The sequence below is a fragment of the Flavobacterium branchiicola genome, assembly GCF_018383905.1.
GTDB classification, from domain to species: Bacteria; Bacteroidota; Bacteroidia; order Flavobacteriales; family Flavobacteriaceae; genus Flavobacterium; species Flavobacterium branchiicola.
Genome location: NZ_JAGYWA010000004.1, coordinates 272,678 through 288,114, shown reverse-complemented (window position 1 = coordinate 288,114; position 15,437 = coordinate 272,678). Strand labels below are relative to the sequence as shown.

15 protein-coding genes are annotated in these 15,437 nt (G+C 32.8%); 6 read left to right on the top strand and 9 right to left on the bottom strand.

The genetic code is table 11. The features are described from left to right. Positions 1-50: 50 nt before the first annotated feature. The gene (locus KHA98_RS11340; RefSeq protein WP_213258045.1) at positions 51-929 is read left to right on the top strand and encodes a helix-turn-helix domain-containing protein; all 879 of its coding nucleotides are present in this window, start codon (positions 51-53) and stop codon (positions 927-929) included. Between the two features lie 72 nt (positions 930-1,001). Continuing rightward, positions 1,002-1,829: an NAD(P)H-binding protein gene (locus tag KHA98_RS11335; RefSeq protein ID WP_213258044.1), complete on the top strand. Its 828-nt coding sequence runs from the start codon at positions 1,002-1,004 to the stop codon at positions 1,827-1,829. Positions 1,830-2,266: 437 nt separating this feature from the next. On the opposite strand, the gene KHA98_RS11330 is transcribed toward KHA98_RS11335, so the two are convergent. The 4 genes from KHA98_RS11330 to KHA98_RS11315 form a co-directional block, all read right to left on the bottom strand. Continuing rightward, positions 2,267-3,058, bottom strand: coding sequence for a hypothetical protein (locus KHA98_RS11330; RefSeq protein ID WP_213258043.1), 792 nt, complete (start codon positions 3,056-3,058; stop codon positions 2,267-2,269). Continuing rightward, a complete protein-coding gene (locus KHA98_RS11325) occupies positions 3,024-3,596 on the bottom strand; it encodes a hypothetical protein (protein ID WP_213258042.1) in 573 nt (190 codons plus the stop codon). Before KHA98_RS11325 ends, KHA98_RS11330 begins: the two co-directional genes overlap by 35 nt. Positions 3,597-3,600: 4 nt before the next feature. After that, a complete protein-coding gene (locus KHA98_RS11320) occupies positions 3,601-4,305 on the bottom strand; it encodes a TIGR04255 family protein (RefSeq protein WP_213258041.1) in 705 nt (234 codons plus the stop codon). A gap of 801 nt (positions 4,306-5,106) precedes the next feature. Further along, a complete protein-coding gene (locus KHA98_RS11315) occupies positions 5,107-5,421 on the bottom strand; it encodes a hypothetical protein (RefSeq protein ID WP_213258040.1) in 315 nt (104 codons plus the stop codon). Positions 5,422-5,613: 192 nt separating this feature from the next. Between KHA98_RS11315 and KHA98_RS11310 the strand changes: the two genes are divergently transcribed. Further along, a complete protein-coding gene (locus tag KHA98_RS11310; RefSeq protein WP_213258039.1) occupies positions 5,614-6,036 on the top strand; it encodes a helix-turn-helix domain-containing protein in 423 nt (140 codons plus the stop codon). A gap of 265 nt (positions 6,037-6,301) precedes the next feature. Here the strand turns inward: KHA98_RS11310 and KHA98_RS11305 are convergent, their stop codons facing one another. The 4 genes from KHA98_RS11305 to KHA98_RS11290 all read right to left on the bottom strand — a co-directional run bounded on the left by KHA98_RS11305 (position 6,302) and on the right by KHA98_RS11290 (position 9,252). After that, positions 6,302-7,549 (bottom strand): MFS transporter, encoded by a 1,248-nt coding sequence (locus KHA98_RS11305; protein ID WP_213258038.1) that lies wholly within the window; start codon positions 7,547-7,549, stop codon positions 6,302-6,304. A gap of 20 nt (positions 7,550-7,569) precedes the next feature. Next, positions 7,570-7,797 (bottom strand): hypothetical protein, encoded by a 228-nt coding sequence (locus tag KHA98_RS11300; RefSeq protein WP_213258037.1) that lies wholly within the window; start codon positions 7,795-7,797, stop codon positions 7,570-7,572. Between the two features lie 6 nt (positions 7,798-7,803). Next, positions 7,804-8,400 (bottom strand): TetR/AcrR family transcriptional regulator, encoded by a 597-nt coding sequence (locus tag KHA98_RS11295; RefSeq protein WP_213258036.1) that lies wholly within the window; start codon positions 8,398-8,400, stop codon positions 7,804-7,806. Positions 8,401-8,652: 252 nt separating this feature from the next. Continuing rightward, entirely contained in the window at positions 8,653-9,252 is a 600-nt protein-coding gene (locus tag KHA98_RS11290) for a murein L,D-transpeptidase catalytic domain-containing protein (RefSeq protein ID WP_213258035.1), read from the bottom strand. A 387-nt stretch (positions 9,253-9,639) separates the two neighbouring features. On the opposite strand from KHA98_RS11290, the gene KHA98_RS11285 reads away from it, so the two are divergent. Then, a complete protein-coding gene (locus KHA98_RS11285; RefSeq protein ID WP_213258034.1) occupies positions 9,640-10,788 on the top strand; it encodes a hypothetical protein in 1,149 nt (382 codons plus the stop codon). An 81-nt stretch (positions 10,789-10,869) separates the two neighbouring features. Here KHA98_RS11285 and KHA98_RS11280 read toward each other — a convergent pair whose 3' ends face one another. Further along, positions 10,870-11,340: a YybH family protein gene (locus KHA98_RS11280; protein WP_213258033.1), complete on the bottom strand. Its 471-nt coding sequence runs from the start codon at positions 11,338-11,340 to the stop codon at positions 10,870-10,872. A 377-nt stretch (positions 11,341-11,717) separates the two neighbouring features. On the opposite strand from KHA98_RS11280, the gene KHA98_RS11275 reads away from it, so the two are divergent. Together KHA98_RS11275 and KHA98_RS11270 are read left to right on the top strand one after the other, a co-directional pair. Next, positions 11,718-12,161, top strand: a complete 444-nt coding sequence (locus KHA98_RS11275) for a response regulator (protein WP_213258032.1) — start codon at positions 11,718-11,720, stop codon at positions 12,159-12,161. Positions 12,162-12,174: 13 nt separating this feature from the next. Continuing rightward, positions 12,175-15,411: a PAS domain-containing sensor histidine kinase gene (locus tag KHA98_RS11270; RefSeq protein WP_213258031.1), complete on the top strand. Its 3,237-nt coding sequence runs from the start codon at positions 12,175-12,177 to the stop codon at positions 15,409-15,411. The last annotated feature ends 26 nt before the right edge of the window (positions 15,412-15,437 follow it).

Sequence of the window (15,437 nt, the reverse complement as noted above, 5' to 3'; positions counted from 1 at the left end):
AAAAAATAAAGCTTAACTTTTCATTCTTTTTCAAACATTCCAAAAGCAATATGACAACAGATATTATTGAATTGAATGATTCTATTGTTTTAATAGAACAATCTAACACGACAAAACCTTTTGTTCAAAGATGTGAAATTGATGGCGATGCCGTTGGATTTGCTTTTTACGGATCGGGCAATGTCGAACTGGAAATAAAACATAACAATCAAACCAAATATTTGACGAATACAACCGGTTTGGCGATTTGTTTTTTTGGAAATCAAAAAGTCGAGTTCGCACATAAAATTGAACCCGATAAACCCTTGCAGTCTATTAGTATTTTCACCAAACTAAAACATCTGAATTCTTTGCCTCCTGCCGAAAAAGAGATTTTTGAAAATCAGCTTCCTGAATTATTAAATCCGAAGGAACATTTTGTTGAAGGTCCGTCTTATTATATGACGCTCGATATGCAATTGGCAGTTCAGAAAATCTTTAATACGACGTATACCGGAAATACGCGATTATTGTTTTTAAAAAGTCAGGTCAACGAACTTCTGGCGCATTTCTTTGCGCTTTTGTCGACAGAAACCAAAATCGACTTTTCGGAAATTGATAAAAACAAACTTTTTAAGGCGAAGGAAATTGTAACAAACAGTTATTCTAAACCGCCCTCTATTACACAATTATCAAAAATGGTTGGTCTGAACAGCAGCAAACTGAAAAAGAATTTTAAAGAGCTTTTTGGAATTCCGGTTTTTAAATATGTTCAGGAAGAACGACTTCATAAAGCGTATGAATTACTCCGCGAAAGCGAAAAAACAGTTCAGGAAGCTGCCTGGGAGGTGGGTTACGAAAGTCTGAGCTCGTTTTCTAATGCTTTTCATAAAAAATTTGGCATGCGGCCTAATGATGTCAGGCTTCAATTCCTTTCAAACAAATCTTAATTCTTTTGCGACAAATGATTCCTTTTTAATCTCAGCAACTTTGTATCAGTAATCATTTAAAAAACTATTGATATGAAAAATACCAAAATTTTAGTCTTGGGTTCTAATGGGAAAACAGGACGCAGAGTTGCAGAAAGATTAGCAGCAAATAGTACAGTAGAAATTCGTTTGGGTTCCAGAACCGAAACTATTCCTTTTGATTGGGAAAAACCGGAAACCTGGGAAAATGTGCTGAAAGATATTGAAACGGTTTATATTACTTTTCAACCCGATTTAGCCATTCCGTCTGCTGAAGAAACACTGGAAAATTTTACCCGTATGGCGACACAATCCGGTGTACAAAAAATGGTTTTATTATCTGGAAGAGGAGAAAAAGAAGCACAGCTTTGTGAAGAGGTTGTAAAACAAAATGCCAAAAACTGGACTATAGTACGTGCAAGCTGGTTTAATCAAAACTTTAGCGAAAGTATATTTCTGGATCCTATTTTAGCAGGAATTGTTTCTTTGCCAAGAGCGGAAGCACTGGAACCTTTTACAGATGCTGATGATATTGCCGATGTGATTGTAGAAGCAATTTTAGACGATAAACATAACGGTAAAACCTACGAATTAACCGGTCCGAGATTATTGACTTTTAAAGATGCAGTAAATGAAATTGCCGAAGCAAGCGGTAAAAACATTGCTTTTCAGGGTTTAAGTCTGGAAGAATATACCCAAATGCTAAGAGAATATAAGGTTCCCGAAGATCATATCTGGCTTGTAAATTATCTTTTTGAACAGGTTCTCGACGGAAGAAACTCGCACATAACTTCTGATATTGAACAAATTTTAGGCAGAAAAGCCAAAGATTTTAGCGCGTATGCTATTGAAACGGCTAAGACTGGGATTTGGAATTCTTAATCTGTTTTTATCCTTTTTACACTGATAGCTATTGGAAAGTGAAAAAATCTATACACAATTTGGCTAAAGCCTGATTTTTTTTTTTACAATTACTTAAATCCCCCAGTTGAAACTAGAGGCTATGGAAAAAACTTTTAATATTTAACTATGGTGTTTAAAACAAAAAAGCTTGTCTACTACAGACAAGCTTTTTTGTTTATTTATTGAATTAGAATTAAATCTTTCCTTCTTTAGATTTTTCATTGGCAAGTTTACTAACTCTCCAAATCCCGATTGTGCAGATTTGCAATCTGTGCCTGCAAAATAATTTCTTCAAACAAGAACTTATTAAGGCTTAGGAAATGATTTAGATGTTGTTTTATTATACTTATTTTGGAAAACGTTTGCGTTTACTCAACTTTACAGGTAATTAAAGGCCGTTTGAATCACAAATGCTATTAGAGTACATTAAGGTAGATATTTTGATTTATAGTTCCGATTTCTTCACGAGTGGGATAAGCATTAACTCGGATAAGATTTTTCATCATGCTGTCAAAGAATGGTTGGGTCCAAGCTGGTGAAGCTGATTTAACTTCTTTACCGTTAAAATTTTCGCTAATCATTTCTACATGCCAGTAATTTAAAACTAAAGGATCATGTACTAATTTTATTACACCCGAAACTAAATAATATATATTTGTAGGATCAATAGGGTCAGTCACTTGTTTTATCATTCCTTCCCCAATAGCTTTTTCAAAATCACGAACTACTCTTGCATTCTCTTTGCTGAATGGAAATGAAAAAGGAAAAGTTTTACCATTAATATTGTTTGCATGAAGGTATATTTCACATCCTACATCCGTAACTTCATAATCTTTAAAATAGTCTTTAAATGAAATTTTTTTGTAATCACGCCACTTGTCGCCCCCAGGTTTTTTGTGAGATACTACATATTTTAAGTGTTCTCTTTTAAAAAATGCTCCAAGCAAATTAAGAGATAGTTTAGGTAGTCTCTCATTTGAAATAGCATTTAGGCGCAACATATGTCCTTTTCCAAATGATTGAAAAGTTTGCTCAAATGGTTTCTCTGATCTGCGTAATAAATAAATATTTCTATTAGATGCCAATAACAAATCGAAATCTATCTGCTTATAGAAGTTTATTTTTGGTATAATTGATTCTGGATAATCAATTAAACCTCTTATTTTCAAATAATTACAGCGTAATGTAAGATTGAAATTTTTTAACAAAGTCTGAAATTTCCACCACATTACTAGATATAAGATTTCTGTTAATAAAAAAAGAATAGAAGATTTGATTTTCGCTTAATCCATGTAGAGCAGGATCGACAAATTTATCAATCATTAATAATTTCTCGCCATCAAAATTTAATGCGAAATGAATAGATTCATTATTTATGAATTCGACAGCTATATCATTAAAAGTTAGATGTGCAAGGTCATTTTGTATTTTACTTAATGTACTTGCGTAAACTTCTTTATTAATATTTGATAATTCAATTTCTTCTTGAATTTTAAGCTCAATTACTTTTAGATTTTCAAAATATATTTTTTTTTCTGAATTTTTATCGAAAATTACAAAGATATTCCCCTCATGAAGAACACCATTGTTTTGTTTAAATGAGTTGGTATGTTCAAAAAACTCGCTGTCTCCTATGCAATTAGAATAATTCACAATTACTCCTTGAGATTGAAGTTCTTCAATTCTTTTATAATCGCGTCTAGAAAAAGTTCTATACTCAGCAGGAATGTCGGGCGTATAAACCATAGTGTTAATATTCAGGATTTAACGTCTTGATAAAATCATCTTTAAGTAATCCGAAAAAAGTTCTTTTTAATAATGTGTGAGCTGAATCAATATAATTACAGATATCAACGTGTGCTACATTATTAGATTTGAAAACGTCAATATCGATTAAATGTCCTTTAGGTTCGTCGCTATTAAATGTTTTTTCGGTTATATCTTTTTTTAACTGTACTAACAAATCAAAATCATCTGTTGATATTTTTGTTGTGTACATTATAAAATTCTCTTTTAAGTCCTCAATTTTCATAGAGGGTGTTTCTTTTAATATTTCAGCAAAATTTTCGTTATCAAATCTAGATTGATATCTTATTCCTATTCTCTCAATTGTATCTATTACTTTTGATTCTAAAATAAGTTCTAGGATGTTTTTAAAACTGTTTTTGTAACTTTTCCATAATTGGTATTCAGTTATATTTTCAAAACTTATAAAATTTTCATTGAATGAAACCGAATAATCTGTATTGGATAAAATATGATCTGGATAATATTTAAGTTCAGAATTTTTTAATCTTATTTTTCTGGGAAAATTTGTATTTTCTAATTTAGGTAAAGTATCTGATAATTTACCATAAAACAATTTAAATATAGAATCATGTTCTACTTCGGATTTAAATCTTATTTCAATAGTTGAACTCACTAAAGGATTAGGCGTAATTTTTGTCGGATACATTACTTATTTTTAAAAGGGTGCAAATGTACGTATTAATTATGAAACATTTAATATCAAGCTTATTATCGATAAACAGTTATTTTCATCGCTGTAATAACTCGATAAAAGTATGTATTAATTTCAAATTAACGTGCACATAATTTGAATATTTTACAGTTATTTCAGTATTCGGGTATTTTTACCTAGTTTGATATTTTTGAAATACTAGATTAAATTAGGTAATATTTTTGAATTTTCAAGATCTTTTTTGTTTTTTGAACTTTTATTAACATTGATTAATAAAATATTTTATCAAATCAGTAGGAGGTAGATCTAAATAATTTTCAAATATATATACATATTTTCAACTTGAAAAGTTGCTGTTCGTTCTTCATACACATTTGTTAAGTATCTTTAAAAACGTGTTAAACGTATGTTGAAGCTTACTTTTATGCCTATTTATTTTTATTTACCTTCTAATTCTATTTAAAATAGATTTTACGTTTTTAATTGTGTTTGGACTTGCTTTATATTTTTTTCCTTCATTTACAGAAAGTTCGGCTAAATTTCGTAATGATAAGATAGGATTGATTTTGAATACTGACTAACGTTTTATGTTTTGTTAATGTTTCTTCATCATGTTAAAAGTTCATTTGATTCTTCTTTATTATTTTTCTGGATTTTTGCAATTGCCATTTTTATATCATCGCTATACGTAGTCACCTAACTTGTATAGCTTAGAATCTTTTCAAATCACTTCATTTTTTAGTCAACCAAAAAGATTGCATACTAAAAAAATAGAAATACGAGTTTGAAATACAACTAATCAACAATCTCGCCAACATAACCTAAAAACTCCATTTCATCTAAAGGAAATATTGAAAGTACAGTTTCCAGAACCAAACTCACATCTATAGAATCGTTTTTCTTCTCTTGAACGTTATGCATTTCATTATTGAGTGCCAGAATACATAGTTTTAGCATATCGGTTATAAGGCAGCCGAGCTCGAAGTAGTTTAAGACTTTGATTTGGGCGGTCTGGACTTTTGGATTTTCGGTGGCGGGTTTAAGTGTTGTAAAATACAAAGCGGTTAATTCTTTAAGGCGATTCAGGTTTTTAATTTCGTTGGTTTCCATAATAGAGTAGTTTTTTAGTTAGTGATTTTACAATTTGACTTTATATTTATTTAAGAAAAATCGTACTTTTGTTTGGTCTAGCGAAGTAAAAGACAATTGGTATTTTACCAAACCTGTTGGGCTGGTATTGCACTGGTTAAATAAGTTTTTTACCAGTTAAAGTTTTTCACACTTAATTATTATCTTTGAATTATGAGCACACTAACAAAACCAAATCATATAGGGCGAAAAATAAGCCGTATTCGTGAACTTCGTGATATGAAACAGGAAGCTTTGGCGCAGGCTTTAGGCATTAGTCAGCAAACTATTTCGGCTATAGAAAACAGCGAAACTATAGAAGAAGAAAGACTTATAGAAGTGGCTAAAGCACTTGGTGTAACAGTTGAAGCTATTAAAAACTTTTCGGAAGAAGGTATGATTAATTATTTTAATACTTTTAATGAAACCGTTTCAAACAGTAGTTTTGGAAATGGTGCATATAATAATGAATGCACTTTCAATCCATTAGATAAATTAATGGAAATTGTAGATAAAAATGAAAAACTCTACGAGCGTCTTCTTCAATCGGAAAAAGACAAACTTGAATATTTAGAAAAATTACTAAAAGAGAAATAGTCCAAAAAACAAAAAAGCTTGTCTACTACAGACAAGCTTTTTTGTTTATTTTAATAATGATAACTCGTTGGGTGAAATTATTTTTTAACACATAGAAACAATAGATTTTAGTTTTAAAAGAAAAAAAAGGTTAAAGAAAAAACTAGTTTTCACACATAGCTATGTTTATTTAAAAAAGTGAAACGCCCTTTGTGGACAAGAAAAACTATGTATCTATGTATTAAAATTAAATTTTGTTGAATTTCACCCAACAGGTTAATGATAATTAAATCTTTCCTTCTTTAGATTTTTCATTGGCAAGTTTACTAACTCTCCAGATAAGAAATATACTAAATGAAGTTACGATTGACACTACAATACCCAACATATCATAATGTTCTAATGGTGATGTTTTGGTTTGCTGATGTACAATAAATCCGGCGCTTACTGCACCTATTCCACCCGCAATTTGCTGTAGTGAAGAAGTTATTGACATATAAGCACCGCGGTCTTTCATCTCCGGAATTGCAGTGTTTAAGGTTGTAGCCGGAATCATTCGGCTCATGATTCCCATAAACAAAATCATATTTAAGACTACAACTTGCCAAAGCGGAATGGGACTTAGATTAGTATAAATTAAAATCATAATTACTGAAAGTACAGATCCTGCGGCAAACAATTTAAACTTACTTACTTTATCACTTAGTTTCCCAACAAGTGGCATAATAAAAAGAACTGAAAGTCCGGTAAAGAAAAATACCATTGGAAGTTCTTCCTGACTGATATGAATATTGTTTACTAAAAAAGCACTCCCGAATGGCTGAAGCATAAAACCTCCAATAGAAAGAAAAGCAATGGCAGCAAAACCAACCTGATATTGTTTGTTGCTCAAGGTATGCCAAAGGTGCAAAAACGGACTTTTATCCGATTGTAATTCTAAGTGTTTTGTAATTGCAGGCAATTGCGTTAAAACCGCCGCTAGAATCAATAAACCTAAAACGGCAATCATAATAAAGGTGGAGTGCCAGCCCCAGTGATTGGCAAAATACAATCCCATTGGAATACCGAGAATCTGACTTGATGCATAAGCCATTTGAATAAATCCCATAACACGTCCGCGTTGATGAATGACGAATAAATCGGTTACGATTGCTAATGAAACCGAACCTATGACGCCTCCAAAAAGTCCGGTAAAAATTCGCGCCATAAGCAGCATATGATAACTTGAAGACAATGCGCAAAAAACGGTTCCGATAATGAATCCGATGTAAAAGAAAATCAACAGTTTTTTTCTGTCAAATTTATCTGCAAATCCTGCTGCCAAAAGTCCGGAAATACCGGCACTAAAAGCATAAGCCGAAACTGCAAAACCGAAATCTGAGGTCGTCATATCTAATTTTTTCATTAGTATATCTCCCAAAGGAGAAATTACAACAAAATCGAGTATGACCGTAAATTGTAAAAGCGCCAGTATGGCAATAATTATTTTTTGATGTAAGGTGAAAGCCGGGCTTTCTATAGTAGTTTTTTCCACTTTTTAATGTTGAATTTTATTTAAGATAATTCCTGGCATTCAAAGCCTAAATCACTTATTAAGGTTATAATTTCTTCTGGTTTTAATTGTTCTGAAACCACACGAAGAACGCAGTCTATATCTTCACAATCAATACTCCATTGTTGTATCTCTTCGTGATTGTTTAGTGCGGAATGTGCCGCGCAATTGGAGTCAATTGCACTAATGTTGGTTTTAAATATATGTATTGTATTTAAATCTGTTTCCATAGTTTCTCATGGTTTAAGTCCTTTAATTGTAGCTGTAAAAGCTTCTTTCATAATTTCTTTAGTAAGTACAAAAGGTTTCCCGCCCATACTTTTTTTCTCGGCATGCATGTTTAACAAAGTGTATAATGGTCCGTAAGCCACACACCAAAATGCCTCAAAACTCATTGGGAGAAGTTCTTTGTTTCGTAATGCATTATCGGTAAATTGGGTCATTATTGCTCTGAAATCAGCAAATTCTTTTATAGAATCTAAAATGATTTCTCCATGCGGCGAATGTTTGATGATCTCAAAAAAGGCAACTTCTTTAGGATATTTCATTGCAAAGTTGGCGCGGTTTTCCCATTGTTTCCACAAACCTTCTTCGAATGACATTTCAGGCGAAAAGTCTTTTATTGTTCTTGTAAAAAACTTCAGCGCCATACTGGCTCCTATTTTCTGAATTAAATCATCTTTATCAGCATAATAAATGTAGAGTGTACCAACAGAAATCGAACAAGCCTTCGCTAGCTTATTCATACTAAATCCTTGAAATCCTTCCTGTACGATCTGATCGATCGCCATTTCAATTACCAGTTTTTCTTTGTCGATATCTCTTACTCTCATAGCTTATTTTTTGACAAAGATAAAATAATAAATGAATGAACATTCTTTTATTATTTGTTTTTTTTTAGCAAAAACAATTTACCTTTTACCCTTTTTTCGTTTTAAAATACTTGTCAGTCAATTCAATCCATAAAAAAAGCCTGTAAAATATAATTCTACAGGCTTAAAAAAACACAACAACTTTCTACACTACATATACTCTGTTTTTAAATTTCACACTCAACTCACCAGCAACTGTTAAAAACCAATTGCTTAATAATATATACTTAAAATAATATTAGATTTTGAACTGTCTATGATTTTTTCGAGTCTTTCAAAAAAGACTTCACTCACCATCGGACAACCTTTACTTCTGGAGATATAATAATCCTGCTCCATTTCTGGAACTGCAGAATAAGAATGCAAAACTACAGCTCTCTTAAAGGCATTACTGTTTGTTTCTTCTAAACCTGATAACTTGTACGCTTTTCCAAATATCCCTTTATACGATTTCCCAACAGCATAACATCCCAGAGAAGTGGCATTAGAATTGGGTTCGTTACTAAATTTTAATTCTCCTTTAATTGAAGTTTCCGAGCCGCTACCATGTGCTACAAGTCCTTCATCTATAATTTTATTATTTACCAGATCATAAACAAAGAATCGGTTTTTTCCGGATTTGATTTTCATATCAACAAAAAAAGCAATTTTAGAACTATAAGAAGGGTTGGAACTGATGACCTTTTTAACTTCGGTAAGCTGAGTGCTAAATCGTTCCATATCAGAACTTGATAAATCTTCTTTGTTAAGCATATTTTTTGGAGTTCCAAAAAAAGAAACAAAAATAAATAAGGCAAAATTGAAAATTTTCATAATGTGGTATTTAAATTTTAAAGTAAGCTTAATAGCTATTCATTTTCAGGTGCAAATGTAGTTCAGCAATTAACAGCACAGACACCTTAAAAGTCTAAAAAACAACATAATAAGATCTATTTAATTTTGCCTTAATGAAAATAAATACTATAAAAGCCTGTTTAAAATCTTAATAGAACACTCCATTTTGAGGTAACAAAAGAGAATCAGGTTCCATATTACAAAAGCCGCATATTTTAAAAAATGCACTACACATTGGCTTTCGTTTAAAAGAGGAAAATTAAAATACTGATTTAAAGACCCTTACCTACTCAAAATTAAATTCAAAGCTTTTTTATCTGCATAATATTAATTAACTTGCAGTAGCAATATAAAAATCCACATATTATGAAAAAAATTCTATTCTTGTTTTTAGTGGTTGGAATAAGTTTAACTAGTCCATCCGTATTCTCTCAAGCGGAAGAAGATACAGAGCCTCCTCTAGGCTTGCCCGGAGATAACTTAGATCTCTATGCGGTATTGGCTCTCTTTCAAAAATCAAAAACTATTGAAGATTTTGAAAAAAAATTAAACCTTAAAGAAACAGGAATTAATAATCTGGATCTCAACCTTGATAAAAAGGTCGATTTTATAAAAGTAGTTACCAACAAAAAAGACAACTCCTATACTTTTGTTCTTCAGGTCGCAGTTAGTAAAAGCGAAAATCAGGACGTAGCCGTAATATTGGTTGACAAAGATAAAAATGGCAAGGTTTCATTACAAATTGTTGGGGATGAAGATCTCTATGGAAAAAATTATGTTATTGAACCCAAAAAAGATGTCGCCGCAGTAACTGCAAATCCGGCTTACAAAGGTGATAATCCTGTTACTGTAAGTTCTCCCGCAACTACAGTAATTATTGAGCAGGCACCAATTGTTCAATATGTATATTCTCCTGCTTATGTACCTTATTATCCACCCTATTACTATGGCTATTATCCTCCTTACTTTGCTGCCTTTACCGTTTTGGCAGTAGGAATTTATCGTCATAATCATTGGTATCACGGTGGGCATTATGGCTATCACGGAGGTCATTATGGCGGACACAATAATATTGTGATCAATAACAGAAACAGCATTAATCATTACAATAGCAACAGATCGAGATCGAATACTGTTGCACGGAATAACAATGGTGGACGTTATGGAAATAGTGTCTCAAACAGAGCAACTAATACAGGCGTTTCCAATAGAGCTGGTGCAGGAGTATCAGACAGAGCATCAACTGGAAATCGTGCTTCTACAGGAGTTTCTAACAGGGCTTCTACAGGAACTTCAAACAGAGCTTCCGCAGGAACTTCAGACAGAAGCTCTAATCGAGGTTCATCTGCAAGCAGACCATCGGCAGGAACATCAGATCGCAGCTTTTCATCACCATCATCATCAAATCGCAGTTCTTCGAATTTTAATTCCGGAGGCCGAACCAGATCTGGCGGTGGAGGAGGTTTTAGTGGCGGCGGTGGCTTTGGCGGAGGCGGCGGAGGACGCAGACGCTAATAAAACATAAAAGCACAAAAAAACAGATTGGATATGAAAATTAAATTTCATCCAATCTGTTTTTTTTATGTACACAATATATTATTGATCTGAAACGCTCATATCTCTTACACAGACATATTTACCATCTCTCTTAACAAACAAACTCATATAGTTTCCTGTATTTATAATGGTTTTTGTAGAATCTGTAACTTCAAAAGCACCTGTTTCTACTACTTGATTTCCATCATCTGACACAAAAATTTCACCTGTTTTAAATGCAATCTGATCTGATTTTGATCCGACATTTTCCTTCAAAAATTCTACGATATTAGCTTTTCCTACCAAAGGAATGTGGTTTTGATAGTAACTTATAGCATCGTCAGCATAATAGCCCACACTCGTAAGTTCTCCAGAATTATAAACTCTGGCAAAGTCATTTTCCTTAGCCTGGATTTCCTTTTTTATCGCTTCTTTATCAACCACAACAGGTTCTTCTTTTTTTGTGTTACAGGCTAATATTAAAGTTAAAACACCTGACAACAAAACCCCTTTTAATGTACTGTTTTTCATATATTTAAGTATTTAAAACTATCCTTTAAAATTAACGATAAAAATTAAATTATCGAACAATTTCTCTAAAAAAATGCTCTTAAATGAAAATGAAAAGCAAAAAACCGACTCTTTATTGCTAAAAATAATCTTACTTCTTTCTTTTCTTAAAAAGGAAATGCAAACGTTAAAAGCTTTCAATTATGGATTTTATGGCTGATATATTAATATAGCTACTTAAAATTAATAATTTCCTGAAAAATTAGCGTTATATTAGCAGATAAAAAAGCCGTTTATTGATAATAAATCAGCCCCGTAAACTAGTCGAATACATTTAAATTTATTCTCTTTTTTTTATAAAAATTCGCCTTTAAAACTAAATTACATCCTACTACCAAATGAACAAACAGCATTATAATCTTTTACTAGCAGACGATGACGATGACGATTGCTCTTTTTTTAAAGAAGCTCTTGATGAATTATTGCTTCCTGTAACACTTGTAACGGTTAATGATGGTGTGCAGCTGATGAATTATTTAGCAGAAAATTCGACAAACAATTTACCTGATATTCTTTTTCTTGATTTAAACATGCCTCGTAAAAATGGTCATGAATGTCTCAAAGAAATTAAAGAAATCGATGTATTAAAAGAACTTCCTATAATTATCTTTTCTACTTCTCTCGATACTGAAATTGTTGATTTGATGTATCAAAAAGGGGCAACTCATTATATTCGTAAACCTGGTGATTTTTATAAATTACGAGATGTAATCGGCAAAGCGATTGCAGAAACAAACAGTTCAGAACAACCTTCACGTGAACATTTTATTCTTCAACCTTAATTAGTTTAACAGCATGAGCCGTATAAATGAAGAATACTATTTTTTGGAAGGCGGTGACGAAATGGGAGAACTTATTCGTGCTAAAGACTGGAGCAAAACTTCTTTAGGAAATCCTGACGTCTGGCCACAAAGTCTTTGCACAGTAGCTGCTATCATGCTTAACAATCCTATTGGAATGTATATCGCCTGGGGTGACGATTTTACACAACTTTACAATGATGCTTTTCGACCTATTTTAGGTTTAAATAAACATCCTGAAGCTTTAGGAAACAGTTCGCGGGAAACATTTTCGGAAATCTGGGATACAATAGGTCCAATGTTCAACGATGTGATGAACGGTAAAGCGGTCGGTTTTTCTGATTTAAAATTAATATTAAACAGAAACGGATTTGATGAAGAATGCTATTTTAATTTCTCTTATACTCCAATCAAAAAAGTAGATGGAAAAGTTGGTGGAATTTTAGTAACTGTAGTAGAAACTACCGAAAAAACCACTCAAATTCTGGGTCGAAAAAAGATTGAAGATAGTGAACAAAAAATTAGACAATTAGTAGAAAATGCACCTTTTCCGATTGCGGTATATGCAGGAAAAGAAATGATTGTAGAACTGGCAAACGAATCTATAATTAAAATTTGGGGAAAAGGAAATGATGTAATCGGAAAATCGTTTAAAGATGTGGTTCCGGAGTTGGATAATCAATTGGTATTTGAACAAATTAATACTGTGTTTGAAACCGGTCAATCGTTCCACACCAAAAATACTCCATTAGATCTGGTTGTCGATGGAAAACTCGACACCTTTTACTTCAACTACAGTCTTACCCCGCTTTATGATACCAACGGAAATGTCTTTGGCGTAATGAATACCGGAGTCGATCTGACAGATTTAAATCTTGCCAAGAAAAAAATAGAAGAAGCAGACAAACGTTTTAGAGATACTGTAAAACAAGCGCCAATAGGAATTACTATTTTGCGTGGCCGTGATTTTATGGTTGAAATGGCCAATGATGCCTATTTAAAATTGGTTGACCGGGATGAAGAAACTTTTGTTGGCAGACCTTTATTTGATTCATTGCCTGAAGTAAAAGAAAGCGTAAATGAGCTTCTGAATAATGTACTTACCACCGGAATCCCATTTCATGGAAACGAAGTCCCGGTTCCGTTAAAACGCTTTGGAAAACTGGAGACTTCCTTTTTTGATTTTCTTTATAATCCGCTGAAAGAAGAAAATGGAGAAATCTCAGGAATAATTGTAACAGTTACCGAAGTCAGTGAAAAAGTTGAAGTCCGCAAAAAAATTGAACTCAACGAAGAAAGGCTGAAAATTATTGTTGAAGCCAGCGAACTTGGTACCTGGGAATTAAATTTAAAAGAAAATAAGATTCATTATTCTGATCGCTATGTTGAAATTGTTACAGGCAATAAAAGCCATATCGATCTAAAGCACGAGCAAATACTTACTTATATTCATCCTGATGATTTATCGGTACGAAATCAGGCTTACAATGAAGCACTAGTTACGGGCATAATAAATTACGAATTAAGAGTAATCTGGGGCGATAAGTCGATTCACTGGATTGAGGCCAAAGGAAAAGTCTTTTTTGATGCTGAAAAAAATCCGGTAAAATTGCTGGGGACAGTAAGAGATATTACCGAAGAAAAAAATTATCAGCAGGAACTGGAAAAAAGTGAGAAACGTTTTCGCTCCTTAACGGAAAGTATTCCGCAATTAATTTGGGAAACAGATGAGAATGGAAATTCTCTCTTTGCTTCCGGAAAATGGTTAGAATATACCGGAATTCAGCCCGCGGGAGAAGAAGTGTGGAGAGCCATGATTCATCCTGATGATTATGACGAAAATGCGAAAATTTGGGGGCATAGTTTAAAAACAGGCGAAATTTACAAATGTGATGTTCGTATAAAAAGATATGATGGCAACTACAGATGGCATACCGTAATTGGCGAGCCTGTTTTTAATGATAACAAAATCATTAAATGGGTTGGTGCTTTTACCGATATTCATACCGAAAAAGCTTTTACACACGAACTTGAACAACAAGTAACCGCCCGAACCAGAGAGCTTATTGTTATGAATGAGTCGCTTCAAAAAAGTGAAGAACGTTATCACTTAATGGTTGAAGAAGTTCAGGATTATGCGATTTTATATCTTAATCAGGAAGGTGTTGTTGAAAACTGGAATTTAGGAGCTGAAAAAATTAAAGGTTATAAAGCCGAAGAAATTATAGGACAGAGTTTTTCTGTTTTTTATACCGAAGCAGATCGAAAAATAAATCTTCCGCAAACGCTTTTAAACCGTGCTATCGAACAGGGAAAAGCAAAACAGGAAGGCTGGCGCGTGCGTAAAAACGGAACCCTCTTTTGGGCAAGTGTAGTAATTACGGCTGTTCATAATAAAAAAAATCAGGTTATTGGTTTTTCTAAAGTGACACACGATCTTTCGGAAAAAAAGAAAGCCGATGATAAAATAAAGCTGAATGCCTTGGAATTGGAACAAAAAAATACGGAGCTCGAAAAGATGAATCAGGAACTTCAGTCGTTTGCGTATATTTCAAGTCATGACTTGCAGGAACCACTTCGAAAAATTCAGACTTTTGTTTCTCAAATTATAGAAAAAGAATACCAGAATTTATCTGATAACGGAAAAGAAAAATTTCAGCGTATGCAAAATGCAGCACAGCGCATGCAAACACTGATTAATGATCTTCTCTCCTATTCGCGCACCAATATTCAGGAAAGAGTCTTTGTAAAAACGGAACTCTCTAAAATAATTGAAGATGTAAAGGAAGATTTAAAAGAAGAACTGGAACAAAAAAATGCTGTAATAATTTCCGGAGAAAACTGCGAAGTAAAGATTATTCCGTTTCAGTTCAGACAATTGTTGTATAATCTGGTAAGTAATTCACTTAAATTTTCAGATCCGGATGTTTTGCCTCGCATCGAAATTAATAGTAAAATTGAAAAAGCTGAAGCACTAAATAATCCGGCACTTGTAAAGGGACAAATGTATTGCCATATTAAAATTTCTGATAACGGAATTGGTTTTGAACAACAATACAGCTCCAAAATATTTGAAGTATTTCAGCGTCTTCATGGAAAAATCGAATATACCGGAACCGGAATTGGACTGGCAATTGTAAAAAAGATTGTCGAAAATCATAACGGAATTATCACCGCAACCGGAGAACTTAATAAAGGTGCTATTTTTGATATTTATATTCCAATAGTCTAAAAAAACTGATTGGCAATTCAACTGAA

Bases quoted from the DNA above. Each gene is read 5' to 3' on its own strand.
- KHA98_RS11285 (WP_213258034.1), top strand. From the start codon at position 9,640: ATGAAAAAAATTCTATTCTTGTTTTTAGTGGTTGGAATAAGTTTAACT.
- KHA98_RS11335 (WP_213258044.1), top strand. From the start codon at position 1,002: ATGAAAAATACCAAAATTTTAGTCTTGGGTTCTAATGGGAAAACAGGA.
- KHA98_RS11280 (WP_213258033.1), bottom strand. From the start codon at position 11,340: ATGAAAAACAGTACATTAAAAGGGGTTTTGTTGTCAGGTGTTTTAACT.
- KHA98_RS11320 (WP_213258041.1), bottom strand. From the start codon at position 4,305: ATGTATCCGACAAAAATTACGCCTAATCCTTTAGTGAGTTCAACTATT.
- KHA98_RS11290 (WP_213258035.1), bottom strand. From the start codon at position 9,252: ATGAAAATTTTCAATTTTGCCTTATTTATTTTTGTTTCTTTTTTTGGA.
- KHA98_RS11325 (WP_213258042.1), bottom strand. From the start codon at position 3,596: ATGGTTTATACGCCCGACATTCCTGCTGAGTATAGAACTTTTTCTAGA.
- KHA98_RS11275 (WP_213258032.1), top strand. From the start codon at position 11,718: ATGAACAAACAGCATTATAATCTTTTACTAGCAGACGATGACGATGAC.
- KHA98_RS11340 (WP_213258045.1), top strand. From the start codon at position 51: ATGACAACAGATATTATTGAATTGAATGATTCTATTGTTTTAATAGAA.
- KHA98_RS11300 (WP_213258037.1), bottom strand. From the start codon at position 7,797: ATGGAAACAGATTTAAATACAATACATATATTTAAAACCAACATTAGT.
- KHA98_RS11315 (WP_213258040.1), bottom strand. From the start codon at position 5,421: ATGGAAACCAACGAAATTAAAAACCTGAATCGCCTTAAAGAATTAACC.
- KHA98_RS11310 (WP_213258039.1), top strand. From the start codon at position 5,614: ATGAGCACACTAACAAAACCAAATCATATAGGGCGAAAAATAAGCCGT.
- KHA98_RS11295 (WP_213258036.1), bottom strand. From the start codon at position 8,400: ATGAGAGTAAGAGATATCGACAAAGAAAAACTGGTAATTGAAATGGCG.
- KHA98_RS11270 (WP_213258031.1), top strand. From the start codon at position 12,175: ATGAGCCGTATAAATGAAGAATACTATTTTTTGGAAGGCGGTGACGAA.